A 23,892-nucleotide genomic window follows, 5' to 3' on the forward strand; every position below is an offset into this window, starting at 1 on the left:
TATTACTCAACAATTAACGCCCTACCTCTTCCTCTAGGGTCAGCTACTGCGCTAGGCTTATCGTTAATAATCTGAATCACTTGTATATCACCACTGAAATCTTGCTGATGAAAGTTATAACCCATTTGTTGTAATCTAGTTTTTACCAATCTAGGCACACCGTGTTGAAAACGTTCGATAAAAATACGGTTTTTAGGTAGTAATTGATGATGATAACGGGGGGCAGAAACAGCCTGCTGCAACGTCATATGGTACTCAAACACATTAACAATCACTTGAAAAATAGAGGTAAAAATACGCGAACCACCTGGCGTACCTATTACCATCACAAGCTTGTTATCCTTCGTTAAAATAGTAGGCGCCATAGAAGATAATGGCCTTTTATTAGGTTTTATGGCATTGGCCTCACTTCCCACTACGCCAAATAGATTGGCCACACCTGCTTTGCTACTGAAATCATCCATTTCATTGTTTAATAAAATACCTGTTCCTTTAACGACAATACCTGCACCAAAATAACCATTTAAGGTATAGGTATTAGCAACACCATTACCCCATTTATCCACAATAGAAAAATGGGTTGTTTGTAATTTCTCTGTATCCAACCCTGCTGCAATATTTTCAGTAGGAGAAATAGCATAGGGATTAACCTGTTTAGCACGTTTTGCTAAATAATCGGTAGCCAATAATTGTTGTACAGGCACCTTAACAAAATCTGGATCGCCCATATATTCTGCTCTATCAGCAAATACTCGCTTTTCAATTTCTGCTAATAAATGAACATACCGTGCTGTATTCGGTCTTACACCCTTAAAATCATTGACTAATGCTTGCTTCATTAATAATAATTGTAATAAGCCTATTCCGCCTGAACTAGGGGGTGGTGCAGTGATAACCTGCATACCCTGCCAGTTCGCCAGCAATGGATCACGCCATTTTGCTTGATAAGCATTCAAATCACTTTCAGTGATTAATCCCCCATTATCCGCCATTTGTTTAGCGATAAGTTTAGCGGTTTCTCCTTGATAAAAATCATTCACACCCTGTTCTGCAATACGTTCTAATACAACTGCCAACTCTGGTTGTTTAAAGGGTTGAGCAATTCTCATCGCCCCAAAATATTCTTTAAAATTTCCGTTAGCAGGTACTTTATCCAATACTTCCCGATAACGTTGCATCAATTGCTCGTCCACCATAAAGCCGTCTTTAGCATAGCTAATGGCAGGGGCTAAAACTTCTTGCCAAGAGAGCTTACCAAAACGTTGATGAGCAGCCCACAAACCTGCCACAGTACCAGGCACCGCCACTGCTTTATGGGAATATAAACTTAAATTAGCAACAACTTCACCTGTGTTGTCCAAATACATATCAGTGGTTGCTTTGGCAGGGGCTACTTCTCGATAATCTAAAAAATATCCCTTACCATCCACCCATAGGGTCATAAAGCCACCGCCACCAATATTACCCGCCTCAGGGTAAGTCACCGCTAAAGCGAATGCGGTAGCTACTGCTGCATCAACAGCATTGCCGCCTTTAGCTAATATTTGTTGCGCCGCCATTGATCCATAGCTATTGGGAGAGGCCACTGCACCAGCCGTTAAAACTGTACTTTCCTCTGCTACAACAGATTGATTAATAGAAATAACAATAAAGATTGCATAACAAACTTTATAAAATGACCGCAACAAAAATGGCATTCTTTGCCCTCCTAATTAGCATTAGTTCTCTATTTTATACTACTATCCATCATATTTGTTTTAATCAATTGCAGTAAATGAGCAGATTAGCCTTTAGTCGCATAAACAATACCTTAGCACTTATTATTGTTATAATAAGCCAATAAATTGCTATACCCAATCTGCTTACAGTACGATCTAATAGTTAGTTTTGATTGGTCAACAAATCTATAAAGCAATCCCTAGTATTCAATCTTAGATACTGCCTCAAGCCCATTTGCTTGTATGCTGTGAACACCAAATGTAATTATCAATATAGTTGCTTCATTCACTTTGTTCACGTTTTGCGTATCCATTTTTATTTAATTATTAACTATTAAATCAGTTACTTAGTTATTTGACTTATATTTAGAGGAATAATTATGTCATCAACATCTAGAGCTAGTTCATCTGCTGAACTTAGTCTTGAAGATATTACCATCATCGATAACGATAAACTTAAAAAAGCAGTAACCGCTTCTGCACTAGGCAATGCGATGGAATGGTTTGATTTTGGCGTATATGGATTTATTGCCATCACCCTTGGCAAAGTATTTTTTCCTGAAACCACAGGCTCTGTTCAAATTCTTGCCACCCTTGCCACCTTTGCTGTGGCCTTTTTAGTTAGACCCTTAGGCGGGGTATTTTTTGGTCTCTTAGGAGATAAAGTAGGACGCCAAAAAATACTAGCCACCACTATTTTAATTATGGCCGTCAGCACCTTTTGTATTGGGCTGATTCCAAGCTATGCCACCATTGGCCTATGGGCCCCTATTTTGTTACTTGCCTGTCGTTTACTCCAAGGCTTCTCCACGGGGGGTGAATATTCAGGCGCCACTGTTTTTATTGCGGAATACTCTCCAGATCGCAAACGTGGCTTTATGGGAAGTTGGTTAGATTTTGGTTCAATTGCTGGTTTTTTATTAGGTGCAGGACTAGTTACGTTAATTACCTACCTGCTAAGCGATCAACAATTACTTGATTGGGGGTGGAGGATACCTTTCTTTATCGCTGGCCCACTAGGACTTATCGGCCTTTATTTAAGAAGCCAGTTAGATGAAACCCCAACCTTTGAACAACATCAAGAAAAGCTACAAGCTGATGAAGAACTCGGTATTAGTAAAGTTTCTTTTAAAGAAATTTTAATAAACCACTGGCGACCCCTGCTTATTTGTATTGGTTTAGTGATTGTAATGAATGTAACTTATTATATGTTACTCACCTATATGCCAAGCTACCTCAATCATAATCTTCACTATGCCGAAAGCCATGGGGTTATTCTGATTATCGTTATTATGATCGGTATGCTGTTTGTACAACCTAGCATTGGTTTCTTAAGTGATAAAATTGGTAGAAAGCCTATCGTTATTGTGGGCTGTATTGGTTTATTTTGTCTATCTATTCCATGCTTCTATTTAATCACCACAGGCAAAGTAGCCTATATTTTTATTGGTCTAATGATTTTAGGTATATTGCTTAATATGTTTACTGGGGTAATGGCTTCCACCTTGCCTGCTTTATTCCCTACCAGTATTCGTTACAGTGCATTAGCTATTTCTTTTAATATCTCTGTCTCGTTATTTTGTGGAACTACTCCTCTTATTGCAGCTTGGTTAACCGAAACAACCAACAATTTAATGATGCCCGCTTATTATTTAATGGTGGTTGCGGTGATAGGTTTGGTTGCTATTTTATTTACTAAGGAAACCGCCAATAGACCGCTACGTGGTGCTACACCTGCTGCTTCTGATAGAGCAGAAGCCAAAGAGCTATTACAAGAACACCATGATTATATTGAGGGCAAAGTAGATGAACTCACCGCACAAATCGATGAGCTTACTGAAAAGCGTGACAGATTGATTGAACAACACCCAGAACTTAAATAGTTATTTATCAATTAAAAGGTAGCAATACGTCGTCTGTTAACTTTCTGTTGCACACCAAAATTGACACTACCTTGATAAATAACTAGCATAATCCCTTTTTACTATGGCGTACCCATAACAATAGGTTACTTGGCAGTACTGGAATAATGATATGAAAAATGAACAAGATAATGACTTAAACCGTCATTACTCGCCAAGCTCTACTGAGCTAAACAACAAAATTGATGAGCTTATTAAGCTAGCACTCCCTGCTGGCGCAGAAGAACACAAACTTTATAAAGAGCTATTTCTAGCCGCTACTCGTATAGTACAAGCTGAACGCGGTCATTGGGATACTAAAATCGCTAAAAATGCACTGACCGAGATGGATAAAGGTTTTACTTTACTAGAGCGTTTTAAACACCACCGCAAAGTCACTGTATTTGGTTCTGCTCGTACGCCAATCGATCATTCCCTGTATAAACAAGCAGTAGATCTAGGTAAACAGCTAGCAGAAAAAGGCTTTATTGTTATTACAGGAGCTGGCGGTGGTATTATGGCAGCAGCTCATGAAGGGGCTGGGCAAGATAACGCTCTGGGCTTTAATATTAAGCTACCTTTTGAGCAATATGCTAATGAAACGATGGAAGGTAGTGATGCGTTACTCACTTTCCAATTTTTCTTTATCCGTAAATTATTCTTTGTTAAAGAAACAGAGGCTGTGGTACTTTGCCCTGGCGGTTTTGGTACTTGGGATGAGGCAATGGAAGTTTTAACCCTTATTCAAACAGGTAAAACACCACTAATTCCCGTTATTCTTTTAGAAACACCTGATAGCACTTACTGGAAAGATGCCATTGATTATTTTGAGAAACATTTAAAAGATCAACAGTATATTTTACCGAGTGATATGGGTTTAATGAAGCTGTTACATTCGCCAGAAGAAGCCACTCAAGAAATTATCCAATTCTATGCCAACTATAATTCTAGCCGTTGGTTTAAGGAATTATTTGCTATTAGAATGAATCATCCATTAACGGAACAAGCATTAACAGATATTAATCAACAGTTTCGAGATATCAGTAATAATGATTTTGTTCAACAAGCTTATGACGAAAGCTTTAAAGAGCCTGAGTTTCAGCATTTAAGCTATCTACTCTTTCAATTTACAGGCAAGCAACATGGCCGTTTAAGGGAATTAGTAGATTATATTAACTTGCCTGAAAATTGGCTTAAAAAAGAATAACTAATGCCATAAAAAAAGCATTTAGTTTTTTAGGCTAAATGCTTTTTTATAAATCCTTTATAACAATAATTAAGGTTTAATCTCAATTAATGTACCGTCTTTAACTAAGTTCCAGACTTCTTTCATATCCCAATTCATCATGGCAATACAGCCATCTGTCCAATTTAAACCACGGAAATACCATTCAGGGTAATCAGCATCAATCGGCGTACCATGAATCATTATCATACCACCTGGTCTTACGCCCTGCTTTTGCGCCGATGCTATATCCCGTGGATTAGGATAAGAAATATGCATCGAAAGGTTATATTTATCACTGGGTTTACGCCAGTCTATCCAATATAGGCCTTCAGGTGTTCGTTTATCACCTTCCATTTGCTTATGGCCAACTGGTTTTTTACCTAACGAAATACGGTAACTTTTAACAATATTATTGCCACTCATTAACGATAGTTTACGCTTTGATTTTTCAACCAACACTTTATCTATATTCAATCGAACTTGTGTTGTTGTAACTAGACTAGAGTTAGCATAGCCATAACTCGCCATACCACAATAACTCACTACTAACACTAACAATGTGCTAACTACACGACGCATTGCTATCCACTTCCCCGCATTTAACAGCTTAATCAAGGTATTACCCAATAAAGGAAGCATTTTAATCGGTTAATGGATTAGAGAAAAGTACCCAAATCAAAAATAAATAAGGTTTCTTTGCAGTTTGCTATTGAATGGTTAGTCTATCCGCCATTAAAATGGTTTATTTATAACCTCTTTTATGTGGATAAAGCATGCGTACAAGTCAATATTTACTGCCTACTGTAAAAGAAACTCCTGCTGATGCAGTAGTTATTAGCCATCAACTTATGTTACGAGCAGGTATGGTTCGTAAACTCGCTGCTGGACTATACACTTGGTTACCCCTTGGTTTACGCGTCTTACGTAAAGTAGAAAAAGTGGTACGTGAAGAAATGAATGCCATTGGTGCGCAAGAAGTGCTAATGCCAGCCGTACAACCTGCTGAACTATGGATTGAATCTACTCGTTGGGAACAATATGGCCCTGAATTATTACGCCTTAAAGATCGCCATCAGCGTGATTTTTGCTTTGGCCCTACCCATGAAGAAGTAGTGACTGATTTAGTACGTAATGAGATCAGTAGTTATAAACAACTACCGCTGACGCTTTATCAAATCCAAACAAAATTCCGTGATGAAATTCGTCCTCGCTTTGGTTTAATGCGTGGTCGTGAGTTTTTAATGAAAGATGCTTACTCTTTCCACACCGATCAAGCCTCATTACAACTCACCTATGATGATATGTATCGCGCCTATTCTAATATTTTTAGTCGTTTAGGTTTAGATTTCCGTCCTGTAGAGGCTGATAATGGTTCTATTGGTGGCTCTGGCTCCCATGAGTTTCACGTATTAGCAGACTCAGGTGAAGACGATATTGTATTTAGTGATGGTTCAGATTATGCCGCCAATATCGAAAAAGCCATTGCTGTTGCTCGTGAAACTGAACGCCAAGCCGCTACTGAAGAAATGCGTGTAGTGGATACACCTAACTGTAAAACCATTGAAGCCTTGGTGGAACAATTTAACTTACCTATTGAGAAAACAGTTAAGACTTTAATTGCCCACGGTGCCGAAGAAGGTAGCTTAGTTGCCTTAATCGTGCGTGGCGATCATCAACTCAATGAAATTAAAGCCGCTAACCATCCATTAGTAGCGAGTCCTTTAGTATTTGCTACTGATGAAGAAATTCGTCAAGCCATTGGCGCAGGCCCTGGTTCATTAGGCCCAGTTAACTTATCTATGGCTTGTATTATTGACAACTCAGTAGCCATGATGAGCGATTTCGCAGCAGGTGCTAATATCGAAGATAAACATTATTTTGGTATTAACTGGCAGCGTGATGTAGCACTACCAGAAGTAGCTGATTTACGTAATGTAGTAGCAGGTGATCCTAGCCCTGATGGTAAAGGTAGTTTAATGATCCGTCGTGGTATTGAGGTTGGCCATATATTCCAATTAGGTACTAAATACAGTGAATCAATGAACTGCACTGTGTTAGCTGAAAATGGCAAGCCTGTAGAATTAATTATGGGTTGTTATGGTATTGGTGTATCCCGTGTAGTGGCGGCTGCTATTGAGCAGAACTATGATGAGCGCGGTATTTTATGGCCTGAAACCATGGCACCTTTCCAAATTGCCATAGTGGCACTTAAATATGAAGACCCTGCCATTAAAGAAGTGGCTGATAAACTTTATGCTGATTTAACTAAAGCGGGATATGAAGTGCTATTGGATGATCGTGATAAGAAAACCAGCCCAGGGGTTAAATTCTCTGATATGGATCTAATCGGTATCCCACATCGTGTAGTAGTCAGTGATCGTGGTTTAAAAGAAGGTCAATTAGAATATAAGAACCGTCGTGAATCGGAGTCTAAAAACCTGCCATTAGCTACTATTGTAGAAGAATTAGCTAAACTCGTTAAATAATACAAAGGGGCTTTATAAGCCCCTTTGTTATTTACCATTCAACGTTTCTGCAACCAATAATAGTAACTCTGCTCTACTACTTCTTCATGCAATAATTGATTGCCAGACAATTTAGCAAAACTACGAAAATCCCGTTGACTACCTGCATCAGTAGCAATGACTTTTAATACATCCCCTGAATCAAGGGCAGCTAAGGCTTGCTTAGCCTTTAATAAAGGTAACGGGCAATTTAAACCTGATGTATCTAATTCTTGTTTAACACTAATTTGTTGACTCACTGTCCAATCACCTATTTATTGTAAAAATTGTTTCACCGTATCCTGCTGGCTACGAATTTCTTTTTCACGCTGATTAATAATAGCCACTTGTTGGAAACTATTGCCTGCTTTTTGGCGTGCATACTTAAGCTGCTCTAACGCACCATCATAATTACCGATTAACGCTAAATACTCCGCTTGTGCTTGATGTACACCCACAATATCACCTGCTCTACCTTTAACTTCTGAGACCTGATACCAAATATCAGGATCATGGGGACGACTACGAACAAGTTTATCTATTACTTTAGCAGCTTCTTGAAAATTTCTTTGCCTCACTAGTAAATCCACATAAGCTTTGGTAGCAGGATAATTATTAGGATTATTCGCTAATACTTTATTAATACGTTGACTGGCAGTTGCTAAGCGACCTTGGGAAAAATCTAGATCAACATAGGTTAAATTATAAAATATATTATTAGGGTCTTTTATCAGCAATTTACTGATTATTTGTTCACTTTCCGTAAGGTTATTATTTTTTATTAAAGCCAAGGCTAAGCCATACTGTAACGCATTATTATTAGGATCATTTTCTAAAAGACTGCGGAAACGTTTCACGCTAGAACCTGGAGTATCTTCAAACACTACCTGAATACGGGTACGAACTAAGTCATATTCTAAGGTGTTGCTTATACCGCCTTCTGGCAAACGTTCAGCTCTGTTACGGGTATCTGCAACCCGTGATTCTGTTAATGGGTGAGTAATTAAGAATTCTGGCGGCACTTGTTGAAAGCGATATTTCTTCATCAATATTTCAAATAAATCAGGCATTCCTTTTGGGTCATAGCCAGCTTTAGCAAGGGTTTCAATGCCAATTCGATCAGCTTCTTGCTCATTAGCACGAGAAAAACTCATCATATTTTGATAGGCCGCTGCTTGTGAACCAATAATGGTCGCCATGCCTGCATCTGGGCTACCTGCTGCTGCCGCTACAATACCCACTAATAAAGCGGTCATCATGGGTATTTGCAGTTGTTGCTGTTCAGCCACACCACGCGCAAAATGACGCTGTGATAAATGCGCTAATTCATGGGCTAATACGCCCATAAATTCTGACTCTTTAGGGGCTGATAAAAACAAGCCACCATTGACACCAATAATGCCACCAGGGGCGGCAAAGGCGTTTAATTCAGGGTCTTTAATAAGGATAAATTCTAAGCGATTATCCTGCAAACGGCTACTTTGAGCTAATCGCTTAACTTTGGTTTCGATATAATCTTTTGCTAAAGGGTCATTAATACGTGGCACTTGTGAACGCAATAAGCTTAACCACGCACGCCCAAGTTGGTACTCTTGCATAGGAGATACAATAGCAGACGATGAATCCCCCAATGAAGGTAAATTATCATAGGCTAATGCAGGCAAAGCATTCACTAAGCCTAAACATAGCAGTGTCGCTTTACCAAGATGCCTCATAAATCCCCTAAATAACAAATAAATAAGCCTTATCCTAAACATTTAAAACAAGCTTATAAAGCTCTTTTTAGTAGCTAATATGTTACTCTTTATAACAAGCTAAGGTGCGATAGGTAACTGTCTTTTATGCATACTGCGGTTATAGGTTTCTGTAATTTTTTTAAACGCTTCTGCTGACACAGGTTTACCTTGTAAAAAGGCATCTATTTCAGTATAAGCAACACCATGGGCTTGCTCATCAGGCAAACCTGGTTTTAAATCTTCTAAATCAGCAGTGGGTACTTTGTTCACTAAATTATCTGGTGCGCCCATATAACTTGCCAAAGCCCTTACTTGGCCTTTAACTAAACCGATTAACGGCCCTACATCGAAAGCGCCATCACCAAACTTGGTGTAAAAGCCCATCACCGCTTCAGCGGCATGGTCTGTACCTATTACTAAACCATTATAAACATTAGCCACTGCATATTGAGCTATCATTCTGGCTCTGGCTTTAATATTACCAATAATAAAATCTCTGGAAGCCTCTTTTACTTGCTGTAAACAATCAATAGCCCCTACCATTCCCTCGACACTTGCAGCAATATTAACCACCTCACAGTGATCGGGTGCAATTACTTGTACTGATTGTGTAGCTTCAGCTTCATCCGCCTGTGATTTATAGGGTAAACGCATTGCAATAAAACGATAACTGGTATCACCTGTTTCTTCTCTTAATGCACGTACCGCTCGCTGAGCCATCATTCCAGCGGTTAATGAATCTACCCCACCACTTATGCCTAGCACATAAGTTTTTAAACCAGATTCAATCAATATTCGTTTTAAGAAAATAATACGTCGCTCTAATTCAACCACTAATGCTTGTTCATCGGCAAAAGGTGTGCATACATTTAATGCTTGAGCAATCTCGCGTTGAACAGTTAATTGATCTATCATTGTTGTTCCTCTACAGCAATTATTCACCGACCTTAAAGACATGTTTTAAATAATTAACAAAGCTCTCATCACGACATTGTGTTTTGCCTGGTGAATCAGAAATTTTTGCCACAGGCTGACCATTACAACTCACCATTTTAATCACCATATTGGTGGGTGAAACCGTAGGAATATCACAGGTTAAATTTGTTCCTATGCCAAAGCTAACATTAATTCTATCACGTAATTGACGGTAAATTGATAAGGCTTTAGGTATATCCAAACCATCAGAAAATACTAAGGTTTTAGTGCGAGGGTCAATGCCTAATTTTTTATAGTGAGCAATCGCTTTTTCTGCCCAAACAATTGGATCACCAGAATCATGTCTTAAGCCATCAAATAACTTTGCAAAAAACAAATCAAAGTCATTTAAGAAAGCATCCATGGTAATACAATCAGTTAAGGCAATCCCTAGTAAACCACGGTATTCCCGTACCCAACAGTCTAGCGCAGCAATTTGGCTATCAATTAATCTAAAGCCTAATTGCTGATGGGCCATTATCCATTCGTGAGCCATTGTTCCCATAGATTTAATATTAAACTGCTGCGCTAAATGTACGTTACTTGTACCCACAAAATGACCAGGAAAGTCTGTTTTTAAAATACCTACCACAGCTTGTTGGGTTTTAAAAGAAAAACGGCGACGCGTCCCATAATCGGCTAATTTAAAATCTTTTAGCTCATCATCTGATGCCATCCGCGATAAGTTCTCTAACTTCTGATATAAACGATCAGTCGCTGTTTTTAAGGCAATCTGTGGGTAACGTCTTTTATTACGAACTTCACTAATAATTGCTAATAAAGGAATTTCAAACAGTACAATATGCAACCAAGGGCCTTTTAAGGTAATACTTAATTGTCCACCCTCTCCTGATACCGTTACATAACGAGGGTTAAAGCGAAATAAACGTAAAAACCTTATAAAGTCTGGCGCTAAAAAACTAATATGGGATAAATAATTTTGTTCATCTTGGCTAAGTTGTAAATCCGCTAGGCTTTCAATATGTTCCTTAATTTCAGGGATATAAGGGGTTAGGTCTTCTTGATCACGACAACGAAACTCCCACTCTACTTCCGCATTCGGATAATTATGCAAGATCGCTTGCATCATACTGAGCTTGTAAAAATCAGTATCTAATAAACTTTGAACAATTTTTTGGGAAAATATGGAATTATCCATTTTTTCATCCTCTACTTTTAATAAGTTGTTGATCTAATGCTGCACAGTCTTCACAGATAACGATGCCAGATTGCTGCATTTCAGCAATGGCTTGTTGTTTAGTATGCTCAGCAATTGCCCTAGTTGCCTCTAATACTATAATCACCTGAAAACCTGCTTTATGTAATTGCATGGCTGTATTTTTTACACAGTAATCTAAAGCCAACCCACCGACAATAACCAGTTGCACATTCTTTAGTCTTAAATATTCGATAACCCCTGTTGATAGTTTTTCTTTTAAATCATGATAACAAGCACCATAGGGGTGCATATCTGGTTCTACCCCTTTCCATACAAAAAAATCATACTGATCTGGGCGTGGTAAGTTGGCTAATAACTCAAACCCTTTAGTGCCTGGTACACAGTGTGCTACCCACGTTAAATCGGCATTTGGATAATTAAGTGGTTGTAACATCTGCTCAGCTTCACTTACTACCCACACAGCTTGTGGCGTATGAGCATCTTTACTTCCTACCCTTATATCAGCACGCTTCGCCATTTCATTTAAAGCAGCAGCAATTTGATCACCACCTTGCACAGGTAACTCATTTGGACAAAGGGGTGTAAAACTTTGTTGTGGATCTACATCAAAACTGGCAATTTTCATGATATTTAACTCAACTGCAATGGGTGAGAAATATGATCGACTGGATTATTTGTTTGTGATTAAACTAAAACTAATCACCATCCAGTTAGTTGTATAATACAACTAACTGGATGGATTATCAATAACCAACAAAAAAATATTACCTAAAACACCACTGTTCAACTAACAAAAAAGCCTGACACATATCTGTATCAGGCTTTTCAAAAACATTAATCACAATACCTACTGACCCGATGAGAAGTCATAACTCATATTAGGCATTGGACGTTGTAAATAATATCCTTGAATATAATCAGCACCTGCTTGCCAGAGGATAGACAAGATGCTTGCTGTTTCCACAAAAGGCACAATACTCTTGCGTTGTGACTCTCTTAGTTTGTTTAACATTTCTGTTAAAGCTTCCACACCTTCTGGCTTACGCAATGCTTGCACTAAAGTGGGCGCAAGTTTTACATAGTTTGCAGATAAATGATTTAAAGCTAATAGTGAGTTTTCATCTCTACCAAAATCACTAATTACTGTTTGGCAGTTGATCTCATTTAAACCATTAATCAAATTTTGTGCCTGTTTTAAGTAAGTAGCCGCATCACTTTCAGTAAACTCTACCAATAAACATTCAGGCGGTAGTTTAGTCGCTGCAAATAGTTTCTTAATCCAATCTAATAAATTTTCATTTTTTAGGGTATCGCTACCAATTTGGGCGAATACGCGTGGATTATGTCCTGCCGCATGCATTTTAGCTACTTCTTTTAATGCATTAACAATAACCCAACGGTCAATTTGCTCAGCCATGCCTGACGATGAAGCCACATTTAATAGCTCGGTCAAAGGTAACTCTTTACCTTGCGCGTCAAGCATTCTTAAACGAACTTCATAGAACTCAAAGGATTTACCGCGTAAACTAACAATCGGCTGATAGAGTAATTTTAAAGACTCTTGCTGTAATGTTTGTTGCAAGGTAGCCAATAAATCACCCTGACTGGCTGCTTTAGCTAATTCTTCAGCAGGGTCATATACTTTTATAACATTACTTGCGGTAGAAGATTCAATACAACGATGGGCTCGATCAATAATTTCCTGAGCACTCGAAGCGGTTTTATCAAAATCAGCAATGCCTACCGAAACAGTGATTTGGATAGAGAAATCATTTACATCAAAAATAACTTTGGTTATTTTTTCTTGTAGCTCTTTCACTGAATCCATTAAATCCTTAGAGGTTGCATTTGGTACTAACACCACAAAGGCATCATCAGATAATCTTGCTAAACTTTCTTCACGACAGAAATGGCCTTTCAATAACTGTGCAAAACTAGCTAGTAAGCTATCAGACCCTGCAATACCTATCTGCGAAGCCAAACTATCGAAGTTATCAATATAGATATATAACAAGGTAGCTTTTAAGTCGGCAGATTTTACTTGCTCCATCGTGCTATCAAGTAATGTTGATAAATGAGCGCGACTAAAGAGGCCTGTTAACGCATCCATATTGCTCATTTCACGAATTTTTTCTTCTAATGCTTCACTATTAACTGATGAGGTTTCCTCACGAATAATAACTTGCATACACTCTTCACCATCATAAGATGCAGGGTATGTAGAAATTAAAATAGGAAATTTAGAGCCATCCGCTCTAACACCACGACAAGCTAAAGAAGATTCAACACGATGTTTAAAGAGATCTTTTAAATCACTAGGATTATCAGCTGATACGAGGTCAATAATGGGTAGACCTTCCATATCAGTCTTATCTTCATAACCGAACATATCAATATAAGCTTGGTTAAGATAAATATGCATCCCATCATGGATATAGGCAATAGCATCCATGGATGAATCTAGTAGAAGATTACAACGTCGCTCAGATTCTGCTAAATTTTTCTCTGAACGCACTAATGAACGACGTTTCATTAAATTAGTCAATTCACGTTGTGCTATCAATAATAAGTGCTCAGGTTCAACGTCTATTGATAAAACGTCTTGCGCACCTTTCTGTAAATAGCTGATTGTAAATTGATCGTCTTCTAATGACTCAGGGTTAAGTAATTGAATATAAGGTATATCGATCTTTTTAGATTTTATATAAGTGAGTAACTCAATAGGATTGTAATTTTCACTTTCGGGTGCTGCGATAATTAAATCCCAATTTTGAGCTAATACGGTTTCAGCATCTTCAGCCGAGGTAATTCGATGCAAACGCGTTGCATAACCGGCATTACGAAAAATTACTGCGTAATTTTCTGCCTCATTTGGGGAATCATCTAAAATTAATAAACGAAGATTTTTTGTTTCCATAATTACTCATTAACTGGCTTTTATTCCGTGATAACAATAACTTATCTTTATCCATAGATATTGTAAAGCTCAACTGTATAACATTTACTACAAAGAATCATTGCAAACAAGTAAAGCAAATCTTTATACCTTTCACACTTAAACCGTGTAATTGTAGCATAAGCCTCTACTTTTTAATAACTATATCCCAATTCGCATATAAAATACTATTGTTGATTAGTAAACATTTACTAACAAATCAAAACAGTATTGATTTATCGCATATTAACCAACATTATTTAGCTATTTTTCGCAGTAATTGTTGCAATACGTTGCCCCATTTTAGTGGCTACTAAGGATTTAAGTTCCTTATTCCAAGCTATACGATTAGGCTCAAACACGATGATTGCTGTAGAACCTAATTTAAAACGACCCAACTCTGCTCCTTTCTCTAAAACAATCGGTTGCCTCGATGCTTCACCATACTTAGTGGTTCTTAACACACGTTTTGGTGGTGTTACTAAGCCAGCCCAGACTGTTTCAATGCTGGCTACAATCATAGCTCCCACCAAGACTACAGCCATTTTTCCATATTCAGTTTCAAATATACAAACAACGCGCTCATTACGGGCGAATAAACCTGAGACATTTTCTGCAGTGGTTTGGTTCACTGAAAATAATTGTCCAGGCACATAAATCATTTCTGTTAATGTACCAGCCACAGGCATATGCACACGATGATAGTCTTTTGGCGATAGATAAATAGTGGCAAATTCACCATTTAAGAATGGCTTAGCCCGTTCTGTATCACCACCTAATAAATCAGCCAAGCTATAATCATGACCCTTCGCTTGTAAAACGCGTCCTTCACGAATGGTACCTAGCTCACTTACTGCGCCATCTGCAGGACATACCACTGCATCAGCCGCCATATCAATAGGACGCATACCCTCTTTTAAGGGGCGAGTAAAAAACTCATTAAAATTTTTATACTCATGATAACTTTCGTATATTGCTTCACTCATATTGACTTTATAACGATTGATAAACCAACTAATCAGTTTATTTTTAAACCAAGGCGTTTGTGTTTCCGCTAAAAAGCCTATTGTTCTCGATAGTAAATGCTGTGGTGTTATGTACTGAACAATAATAAAAAGTCGTTGCTTAAATGTCATTTTTTTAATTTTCCACTATTGTATCAGGATGATTCCCCCATTCAGACCATGCCCCTGCATATGCCTTAACCCTAGGATATCCTAATGCCTTTGCCACTAAATAAGTAAACCCAGAACGATGATGACTCTGGCAATGTGTTATAACTTCCTTATCCTTAGTAATCCCTAATTCTTCTAAACGATCAATAATATCGCTACGAATCCTTAAACCATGCTCAGTATCCATCGCTGCTGTCCATTCCAGATGAACTGCACCAGGAATATGTCCCCCTTTTGCAGCTAATAGTTTTTCACCATTATATTCAGCAAGAGAGCGAGCATCCCATATCACTAGATCATCAGCACCTAAACGACTCTGTATATACTCAAAAGTGGCTGTTGGTTCCTCATCGATGGTTAATTTTGGCGAGGTAACGGATACCTCTGGTAATTCTGTAGATAACGGATAACCTTCAGCAATCCATGCACGCAAACCACCATTTAAATAATGGTAATTATGATGCCCTATTGAATCTAGCAACCAAATAAAACGACCTGCCCAGCCACCGCCTTCATCATCATAAACCACATAAGTGGCTTCGGAATTGTGCCCTAATTGGCCAAATAAATGTTCTAAAGATAATTTATCAGGTAATAAACCATAAAAACCCGTTTGTGATTGGGTTTGTTTTGTTTCAACACAATGAGCATGGGCAATATGCCCCTGTTGATAAGGAAGTTCACTACCAACATCAACTAAAATTAATTCAGGCGCAGATAACCTATCTAACAATTCATTAGGTTCAATAACGAGAGGTAATTCAGAAAATTCAGACATTAATTAAGTCTCACCATAATTATATTAATCACATTACTGCATAACCAACTGTATATTAAGCGAAGTTATAATAACACTTATCCTAAGGTTATCTAACCATACTATAGTAAAATAGCTTAACAAACTGTCTGATACAACTTCACCTGACAAAACTCGGCAGGCTCAAATAAATCAGGTATTGTCTCTGATTGCATATTGGCTAATAACTGATAACGTTGATGTTGAAAATTTTTTACTCTGGAATCAGCCAATAATACATGGCTTGCCCTACTAGGCAATACATCTAGCCAAAAAAAATTATCGCGATCATATAAAATATCTGCTGCCACAATAACATCGTAATAATTATCTGTCATGGTAAAATCAGCTAAACAATTTAAGGTTACGCCATTTAACTGAGCATTTGCCTGACATGCTTGTAAAGCGATAGGGTCTAAATCACATACCGTAACTTCTTTAGCACCAGCAAGGCTTGCAGCGATTGCTACACAACCAGAACCTGCACCAAAATCTAATATTTTTTTATCAGCGACTAGCTCAGGGTTTTGTAATATTTTTTGACAAAGTGCAACGCCACTACTCCAACAAAAACACCAATAGGGTGGTTGTTGTAAAATACGCATTATTTCTACACTATCAAAGATTTTTTGTTGCATATTATCGGCAGAAATTAACCAAAGCTGAATAGTTGTACCTGCTACCTGTTGTTTCTCTAACACAGCGTCTGGCACAATCGACTGCAAATGATTAGCTAATAAATCCCGTAGTTTCAAGGAGCCAACTCCAAAATAATACCTTTTAAATCCTGTGAGGTTAATTGTTGTTTATGCCAAGGCGTTACATAGCCAATCAGCTTTTTTGCTTGGGTAACACGTCCGCGTAATTCTAATGCATTAAATGATAATGCTGGATCCAGATAAAAATTGAGCTGAAAAGCTAGCGCATTACCATTACCTTTGTATTGCTCAGTTGCTAATAATTGTTTTGGTTTATTGTCACTGTCTAAAGCAAATAACGCCAACTGCAAATTACTTTTATTAGGCACATTCAACACTACTCCCTGTAATTGAAGTTGACCTGTTTTACCTTTATAAAAAGTATTTTCATTATCACGTGTACAGGCCAATAACACACAGCCAAGCAGTAATAACAAAGCGATTGTATAAAATTTTTTCATAGCCTCAATGACTTAATAGTATTAAATTTATCAGTGTTCACAATACACGACAAACTGACCATTAAATGTGACAGCTTCCTTACCTTCATACATAATAACTGTATTGAGTGCTAAACGACCTTTTTTATGGCGCTTGAAAACTTTTTCAAACTTTGCCCATTCTTTTTCATCAGGTGGATAACAAATCGCCAGAGCATCACCTAACACAGGATGCGGATAATCTATTTGGCCTGCTTGTATTACAATATGACCATTGCTAATACCAAGTTCTTTTAAACTAAGGTGCATCCATCCCCAACCTGCCAGTACAGCACCACAATATAAACTACCACCAAAGGTGCTACTCATATGATTGATATTAGGTGCTAGCGGCAATATAAGCGATAGTTTTTTATCTTGCCAATTAACTACTTTTACTTGCAATGCTTGAGTTAAAGGTATTTCTTCATTAAGCACATTTTGCAAATAATCACATATTTCCGTCATTACATATTCCTTAAAACAATACCTTTTATAAAAGATATTTTACCTTAAACTTATTACGTTGATTAAATAGGGAAATGGATATAAAAACAGGCACCACCTAAACTCGAGTCACTAATTTCCAAATAACCGTTATAACCCTCTAAAATATCCTGTACAACCGCCAAACCGATGCCTTGACCTGGATTTAGACTATCACCGCGAACCCCTCGCTGTAATACAGTTTTACGTTTATTAATAGGAACGCCAGGGCCATCATCTTCCACCGTTATTAACACCTCTTTCTCAGTAACTTTTCCTGTGATGCGGACAGTGGTTAAACACAGCCGATAAGCATTCTCTAATAAATTGCCAAATAACTCCAATAAAGCCGCTTCCTCAGCATGTAATTTTAAATCATGGGGGAAATCAATAACACTGATTACTTGTTTATCTGCATAAACTTTATTGAGGGTAGAGGTAAGTGAGTCTAACAAGGGACGCAAGCTGATCTGATGGCCAATCAACGCACCTTTACGTTGCGTAGCACGTTGTAATTGATAACCTATTTGCTGACCCATCCGCTCAATCTGTGCTTGCATAACAGCCAACTGATTAATAACACTACTGTCTTTTTCTTTGATTTCTTCAATAGTATTTTGCAATACCGTTAACGGGGTTTTTAAACTATGGGCTAAATCACCTAGGGTGTCTTGATAACGCTCACGTTGCATCCGCTCAGTGGTCAGTAGTCTATTTAAAGAATGGGTTAATCGATGAATTTCACTGGGTACGTTTTCATCTAATTGTTCTCGTTTTCCTGCTTCAATATCATCTAATTGTGACCTTAAACGTCGCAAAGGTTTTAAACTCCAAGTTAGGCCTACTGCTAATAAGCCTAATAAACAGCTTAACGCAACCACTAACCACAATTCAAAACGTCTTAAAAAACTGGTTCTTAAAATATCATATTCCGTTACGGGTTCCATGGTGATAACACTAAAATCTGGACCACCTAAATTGATTTCTTTATCAAATACATAGTAATGACGGCCTAAAGAGTCGGTAGATAGCCTAAAATCAGCCTTATTACTATCATTTGATAATAGATCGATGGGTAATTCGTTATTAGTGCTGTTATCTTTCTTTTCTATAGTATCAACAGGCCAGACCTTATCACCTTTTTGGGTATAGAAATAGCCAAACTGGTTACCTGTTTTACCTGTGGTTAAGCGCAAATCTTGTAGTGTGTTAGGTAGCGTCAACTCACCATTCACCACTTGCGCTGCTGTAATCAACTCATTAGCACGCTCTTCTAAGCGTATATTAGAAAATTGCCGAACTGCTTGGTCAAATGACTCGCGCATAATCGGCATTAATACAGCTAAGAATGCCACTAATAAAATAGCTGAACAGACTAATAACCGTACTCGAAAAGAACGTAACATTAAGAACAGGACTCCGTAAATAAATAACCTTGTCCACGCACTGTTTCAATGGGTTGAATACCGCATTGGCTTTCTAATTTACGACGTAGCCTACCTACTAATACCTCTATTACATTACTATCGCGCTCTTCTTCATCTTTATAAAGTTGCTCCATCAAACGCTCTTTCGCGACTACCTGCTGGCTATGGCGCATTAAATATTCTAAAAGACGATATTCATAGGCGGTTAACTGTAAGGGTGTTTCATTACAAAAAGCACGCTTTCTATTTAAATCTAGCTTTAATGAACCCACTGTAAGAATTGGTTGCACAATACCTGAAGCACGACGATTTAATACATTTAAGCGTGCTTCCAATTCTTCAAACTGAAAAGGCTTGACCACATAATCGTCAGCCCCTGTACTTAATCCTTCCACCTTGTCTTGCCAACTACCGCGAGCTGTTAAGATTAAAATGGGAAAAGTATATTCTTGTTCACGTAATTGTCGAATAAGCTCTAAACCATTAGTACCAGGTAATCCAATATCAACTACCGCAATGTCATAATGATTATCTTTGACAGATCTTAATGCCTCATCAGCATTGGCTACTGAACTGACAATATGGCCTAAATCTGATAAACGCACTGTTAAATGGTGCCTTAGCAATTGCTCATCTTCTACAATTAATATTTTCATGTTGTTCCCACTGTTATTTTATATAGCAATTTATTACTTAGCTGCGAATAAAGCCATGTTCTTTTAATAAAGCCGCCGTCACACTAGGTGACTTATTTTCACTTTCATTGGTTTTATTCGCCACTAACAATCGTTCTAAATACCTTGCTAATAGATCTACTTCCAAATTTACCAAGTGCGCTACTTTGTAACTACCAAAAATAGTTTCTGCTAAGGTTTGTGGAATAATATTAAGCTCAAAATTACAATCATGTACCGCGTTGACTGTTAAGCTTGTACCATCAACAGTAATCGACCCTTTTGCAGCAATATATTTAGCTAACTCTAGCGGTGCTTTTAGCTTAAAGAAAACTGAACGTGCTGCTTGTTTAATTTCAACTATTTGCCCTAAACCATCCACATGACCACTGACTAAATGACCACCTAAACGAGTGGTTGGTGTAAGTGCTTTTTCTAAATTAACTTTCTGACCTACTGTTAACTCTTGAAACGTTGTGCAACGCAATGTTTCAGCACTTACATCAGCCCAAAATGCTTGCTTATGTAACTCAATAACTGTTAGGCATACACCATTGACAGCAATACTATCGCCTAGTTTCACATCAGCTAAATCAAGTTTACCTGTGGCAACTTGTAATCTTAAATCACCTTGCAAAGGTTGTAGCTGTTGTATATTGCCAACGGCTTCGATAATACCTGTAAACATATTTATTCAACCTATCAATACTGTATATAAATAATTAATAGTGGTCATATTAATTCATAAAGCAGTATTCTACAAAAAAAGGCTAAGTTGTGTACAACTTAGCCTTTTTAATGATTATCGTAATTTTACTTAAAATAACCTTTTAACTCTTGCTCAGCCTTAGCTAATTCTTGCTTTGCTTCTGCTAATTTGCTTTGTTTTTTAGCTATTTTTTTAGCATCACCTTTGGCTTGAGCTTCAGTCAACTCAGTTTGGCGCTCAACTACTTTTTGCTGCTTTTCTGCAATATCTTGCTCTAAATCTTTACGTAAACTAGCCTCTGTACAATGTGCTTTCACTTCTGATAATGCTGTTTCCAATCCTGCTACGCGATGGCTATTACCATGCGCTTTTGCATAACTAATTTGCTCTTGAATTTTTTCTGCTTTTAGCGAGCAACCTGTAGTGGTATCAGCATACACCAATGATGGCATGGCACAAACAGATCCTACTAAAGCTATTTTAACTAGGTTCTTAAACACCTTAGTCTCCTTAATAAATAACAATTTTTAACGACTCCATCACTAACCAGTTACTTTTAAAAAAGTTAAAAAACTATCTGCTTAGTGTGGCTTTCTACATTAGAGCAATCAGTTCATAATTCCTAGCACAAATTAGCTTTATTCTTTACAAATTATTAAACTAAAAAATATCCTAAGTTTATTCAGTGCCTAAATGATAGACATTTACTTTGCCACTGGAACTTGAAACAACTTTAACTTTATCACCTATATTAAAAGTTTGTCCCTTATCAGGCACTACAATCACCGTAAAGTTATTACCATTATCTTGACGAATAGCCATTTTTAGCCCTTCATCTTTAGTCAATTGTCGCTCTACCCCAGCACCAGCAAAGCTACCACCGATGGAACCAGCCGCAGAACTAATCACTCTACCCCAGCCGCTACCAATGGTACTACCTAAAACACCGCCTAAAATAGAGCCTGTTAATGTTCCTTTCCATGAGGAAGAACCATCAATATTAACAATGGCAATATCTTCAATAGTACCTGTTAATGTAGTTTGAATACGATTAGCTTCATTATTAGCGTATGTTTCTTTACCATTATTTGAAGAACAAGCTGCTATAAACAGCATCATCATTAATAATACTGCTATTTTTTTCAAATACATAAGTTCTCTCCACGATCATGCATGGTCATATTAAACCTTAGTTTTTTATTTTTATCATTAATCTTTTAGTAAAAGGCTAAGGGATATTGTTAACTTTTGTTATTAACTTTAACGTTTAGGTAATATTACCGATACCTGTAATCCACCTAATTCGCTACGATTTAAGCTTAGCTCTCCCTGCCAGCTTTCGATCATATCTTTCACAATACCTAGACCTAAACCATGACCTGCTGTTTGTTCATCTAAACGTACACCTCGACTCAATACTTCTTCGAACTGGCTTTCATTAATTCCTGGCCCATCATCATCAATAACTAAATGGTAATGATCCGCTTCTTCAGTAATATTAAGCCTCACCTTGCTCTTGGCCCACTTACAGACATTGTCTAATAAGTTGCCTAATAGTTCTAAAATATCATCTTTATTCCAAGGCAGCCTAAGTCCTTCTGGAACCTGCAATTCCAAAGCCACCCGCTCGTTATGCACCATATGCAGTACTTCAATTAAGGTTGGTAATTCTTTATCACAAACAAAATAAGAAGCGGGCAATACATCTCCAATGATTTTTGCTTTATTAAGCTCTCGTACCAATAATTGCTCTATTGCTTCCAATTGTTCTTTCATCAGTAATTTAACTTTTGGAATTTTATCAAACTCAGGGCGTGCCATCACACTCATTAACACCGCCAAAGGTGTTTTTAAGGCATGCCCTAAATTGCCCAGTGAATTACGTGAACGCTTAAGTTGATTGCCCGTATAAATAAGTAGTTGGTTAATCTGTTCCACCAAAGGTTTCAATTCTATAGGCACTTCTTTATCCAAGCTTGTTCTTAAACCCCGTTGTAACTGTTCGATTTCTTCTCGTATTTGTCCTAAAGGTCGTAGTGCTTTAAAAATCACAATCCGTTGTAAAATTACAATCATTAATAAAGCAAATACAATGCCTACCACACCCCAATATTGAATACTCTTAAAGGCAGTTAAAATCGGTTCATAGTCTCTAGCAATAGTGACTTTTACATCATAGCCATATTTTTGAAAGTCAGCACGAAAGGTAAGTAATCGTTGATTATTAGGGCCTGCCACTAGCTTTGGTAGTAACCCTTCTTGATTAGCGGTTAAAAACTCAAAATCCCACAAAGAACGAGAGCGCCAGATATTACCGCCTGACTCAATCACATAATAACGACCCGAATAGGGTCGTGTGTAGATGGGGTTAATACGATCATCATTCACATATATGGCTTGTTTATTACGCACCACGGCGGTGACTAAATACTCTGTTTCTTCTTGTAGGTCATGTTCAAAATAGTTACGTAAGCCTGTATCAAATAACAAAATACCTAATTGCGTTAAGATTAGTCCTACCATTAAAATAGCACCAGCCAATCCTAAATTTAGCCGCCGCTGGATGGATTTCAATGATCTACTCCGTTATAGCGGTAGCCTTGACCACGCTTCGTTTCAATCACATCTTTGCCTAATTTACGACGTAAATGATTGATATGTACTTCGATCACATTAGAATCTCGCTCTGTTTCACCATCATAAATATGCTCATTTAAATGGGCTTTAGACAGTATCTTACTAGGGTGTAACATAAAATAACGGAGTAACTTAAACTCTGAAGCAGTAAGTTCTATTTGTTCATCGCCATTAATAACTATCTGTAATGATTCATCAAGTGCCAATCCTTGCACAACTAGCTTAGTATCATTAGTCACGCCTTTAGCTCGACGTAATAACCCTTGAATACGTAATAATAATTCTTCAGGATGAAAAGGCTTAACCAAGTAATCATCAGCACCTGCTTTTAATCCTTCAATTCTTTCTGACCAAGAGGAGCGAGCAGTTAAAATAAGTACAGGCACTGTTAGTTTTAATTTACGCCATGATTGCAATACTTCTAAACCAGAAACACCTGGCAAACCTAAATCGAGTATCACCGCATCATAAGGTTCACAAGCACCTTGTACAATAGCATCGCGCCCATCTGCCAACCAGTCTACGGCATACCCTTGGCTATGAAACATGGCTAATAGTTCGTCGGCTAAAGGTACATGATCTTCAACTAATAATAAACGCATCCTGTATTTACCCCTTATTGACTTTAATAATC

General features: G+C 37.7%; 23 protein-coding genes. 3 read left to right on the plus strand and 20 right to left on the minus strand.

Annotated elements, in window-relative coordinates:
• Positions 1–2: 2 nt before the first annotated feature.
• Entirely contained in the window at positions 3–1,697 is a 1,695-nt protein-coding gene (gene ggt / locus JHT90_RS09130; RefSeq protein ID WP_201090472.1) for a gamma-glutamyltransferase, read from the minus strand.
• A 401-nt stretch (positions 1,698–2,098) separates the two neighbouring features.
• Between ggt and proP the strand changes: the two genes are divergently transcribed.
• Together proP and JHT90_RS09140 are read left to right on the plus strand one after the other, a co-directional pair.
• Positions 2,099–3,601: a glycine betaine/L-proline transporter ProP gene (gene proP / locus JHT90_RS09135; RefSeq protein WP_201090473.1), complete on the plus strand. Its 1,503-nt coding sequence runs from the start codon at positions 2,099–2,101 to the stop codon at positions 3,599–3,601.
• Between the two features lie 151 nt (positions 3,602–3,752).
• A complete protein-coding gene (locus tag JHT90_RS09140) occupies positions 3,753–4,826 on the plus strand; it encodes an LOG family protein (RefSeq protein WP_201090474.1) in 1,074 nt (357 codons plus the stop codon).
• Between the two features lie 69 nt (positions 4,827–4,895).
• On the opposite strand, the gene JHT90_RS09145 is transcribed toward JHT90_RS09140, so the two are convergent.
• Positions 4,896–5,375, minus strand: coding sequence for a L,D-transpeptidase family protein (locus tag JHT90_RS09145; RefSeq protein ID WP_236254115.1), 480 nt, complete (start codon positions 5,373–5,375; stop codon positions 4,896–4,898).
• A 245-nt stretch (positions 5,376–5,620) separates the two neighbouring features.
• Between JHT90_RS09145 and JHT90_RS09150 the strand changes: the two genes are divergently transcribed.
• Positions 5,621–7,333 carry a proline--tRNA ligase gene (locus JHT90_RS09150; RefSeq protein WP_201090476.1) on the plus strand — a complete coding sequence of 571 codons (1,713 nt, stop codon included), beginning with the start codon at positions 5,621–5,623 and terminating at the stop codon, positions 7,331–7,333.
• 38 nt (positions 7,334–7,371) lie between these two features.
• Here JHT90_RS09150 and JHT90_RS09155 read toward each other — a convergent pair whose 3' ends face one another.
• The 18 genes from JHT90_RS09155 to JHT90_RS09240 form a co-directional block, all read right to left on the minus strand.
• On the minus strand, positions 7,372–7,611 hold the full coding sequence (locus JHT90_RS09155; protein ID WP_201090477.1) for a sulfurtransferase TusA family protein: 240 nt from the start codon (positions 7,609–7,611) through the stop codon (positions 7,372–7,374).
• 15 nt (positions 7,612–7,626) lie between these two features.
• Positions 7,627–9,066 (minus strand): M48 family metalloprotease, encoded by a 1,440-nt coding sequence (locus tag JHT90_RS09160; protein WP_201090478.1) that lies wholly within the window; start codon positions 9,064–9,066, stop codon positions 7,627–7,629.
• A gap of 99 nt (positions 9,067–9,165) precedes the next feature.
• The gene (gene nadE / locus JHT90_RS09165; RefSeq protein WP_201090479.1) at positions 9,166–10,002 is read right to left on the minus strand and encodes an ammonia-dependent NAD(+) synthetase; all 837 of its coding nucleotides are present in this window, start codon (positions 10,000–10,002) and stop codon (positions 9,166–9,168) included.
• A 19-nt stretch (positions 10,003–10,021) separates the two neighbouring features.
• Positions 10,022–11,221 carry a nicotinate phosphoribosyltransferase gene (gene pncB / locus JHT90_RS09170; RefSeq protein ID WP_201090480.1) on the minus strand — a complete coding sequence of 400 codons (1,200 nt, stop codon included), beginning with the start codon at positions 11,219–11,221 and terminating at the stop codon, positions 10,022–10,024.
• A gap of 4 nt (positions 11,222–11,225) precedes the next feature.
• Positions 11,226–11,867 carry a nicotinamidase gene (locus tag JHT90_RS09175; RefSeq protein WP_201090481.1) on the minus strand — a complete coding sequence of 214 codons (642 nt, stop codon included), beginning with the start codon at positions 11,865–11,867 and terminating at the stop codon, positions 11,226–11,228.
• Positions 11,868–12,089: 222 nt separating this feature from the next.
• Complete coding sequence (locus tag JHT90_RS09180; RefSeq protein WP_201090482.1) at positions 12,090–14,159, minus strand: EAL domain-containing response regulator; 2,070 nt, start codon at positions 14,157–14,159, stop codon at positions 12,090–12,092.
• Positions 14,160–14,437: 278 nt separating this feature from the next.
• Positions 14,438–15,313, minus strand: a complete 876-nt coding sequence (gene asd / locus JHT90_RS09185; RefSeq protein WP_201090483.1) for an archaetidylserine decarboxylase — start codon at positions 15,311–15,313, stop codon at positions 14,438–14,440.
• A gap of 4 nt (positions 15,314–15,317) precedes the next feature.
• Positions 15,318–16,130, minus strand: coding sequence for a rhodanese-like domain-containing protein (locus tag JHT90_RS09190; RefSeq protein WP_201090484.1), 813 nt, complete (start codon positions 16,128–16,130; stop codon positions 15,318–15,320).
• 116 nt (positions 16,131–16,246) lie between these two features.
• Positions 16,247–16,903 carry a class I SAM-dependent methyltransferase gene (locus tag JHT90_RS09195; RefSeq protein ID WP_236253895.1) on the minus strand — a complete coding sequence of 219 codons (657 nt, stop codon included), beginning with the start codon at positions 16,901–16,903 and terminating at the stop codon, positions 16,247–16,249.
• Complete coding sequence (locus tag JHT90_RS09200; protein ID WP_201090485.1) at positions 16,900–17,307, minus strand: hypothetical protein; 408 nt, start codon at positions 17,305–17,307, stop codon at positions 16,900–16,902. The genes JHT90_RS09195 and JHT90_RS09200 overlap by 4 nt, the downstream gene beginning before the upstream one ends.
• A 30-nt stretch (positions 17,308–17,337) precedes the next feature.
• Positions 17,338–17,793 (minus strand): YiiD C-terminal domain-containing protein, encoded by a 456-nt coding sequence (locus tag JHT90_RS09205; protein WP_201090486.1) that lies wholly within the window; start codon positions 17,791–17,793, stop codon positions 17,338–17,340.
• Positions 17,794–17,855: 62 nt separating this feature from the next.
• Complete coding sequence (locus tag JHT90_RS09210; RefSeq protein ID WP_201090487.1) at positions 17,856–19,217, minus strand: ATP-binding protein; 1,362 nt, start codon at positions 19,215–19,217, stop codon at positions 17,856–17,858.
• Positions 19,217–19,894 carry a response regulator gene (locus JHT90_RS09215; RefSeq protein WP_201090488.1) on the minus strand — a complete coding sequence of 226 codons (678 nt, stop codon included), beginning with the start codon at positions 19,892–19,894 and terminating at the stop codon, positions 19,217–19,219. Before JHT90_RS09215 ends, JHT90_RS09210 begins: the two co-directional genes overlap by 1 nt.
• Before the next feature lie 37 nt (positions 19,895–19,931).
• Positions 19,932–20,600, minus strand: a complete 669-nt coding sequence (locus tag JHT90_RS09220; RefSeq protein ID WP_201090489.1) for a riboflavin synthase — start codon at positions 20,598–20,600, stop codon at positions 19,932–19,934.
• 125 nt (positions 20,601–20,725) lie between these two features.
• Positions 20,726–21,121 carry a DUF1090 domain-containing protein gene (locus JHT90_RS09225; RefSeq protein ID WP_236253896.1) on the minus strand — a complete coding sequence of 132 codons (396 nt, stop codon included), beginning with the start codon at positions 21,119–21,121 and terminating at the stop codon, positions 20,726–20,728.
• A gap of 178 nt (positions 21,122–21,299) precedes the next feature.
• Complete coding sequence (locus JHT90_RS09230; RefSeq protein ID WP_201090490.1) at positions 21,300–21,773, minus strand: outer membrane lipoprotein; 474 nt, start codon at positions 21,771–21,773, stop codon at positions 21,300–21,302.
• 108 nt (positions 21,774–21,881) lie between these two features.
• Positions 21,882–23,195 (minus strand): ATP-binding protein, encoded by a 1,314-nt coding sequence (locus JHT90_RS09235; RefSeq protein ID WP_201090491.1) that lies wholly within the window; start codon positions 23,193–23,195, stop codon positions 21,882–21,884.
• Positions 23,192–23,860 carry a response regulator transcription factor gene (locus tag JHT90_RS09240; protein WP_201090492.1) on the minus strand — a complete coding sequence of 223 codons (669 nt, stop codon included), beginning with the start codon at positions 23,858–23,860 and terminating at the stop codon, positions 23,192–23,194. Before JHT90_RS09240 ends, JHT90_RS09235 begins: the two co-directional genes overlap by 4 nt.
• Between the last annotated feature and the right edge of the window lie 32 nt (positions 23,861–23,892).

Origin of the sequence: Entomomonas asaccharolytica, from assembly GCF_016653615.1 — a bacterium.
In the GTDB taxonomy this organism is placed as follows: Bacteria; Pseudomonadota; Gammaproteobacteria; order Pseudomonadales; family Pseudomonadaceae; genus Entomomonas; species Entomomonas asaccharolytica.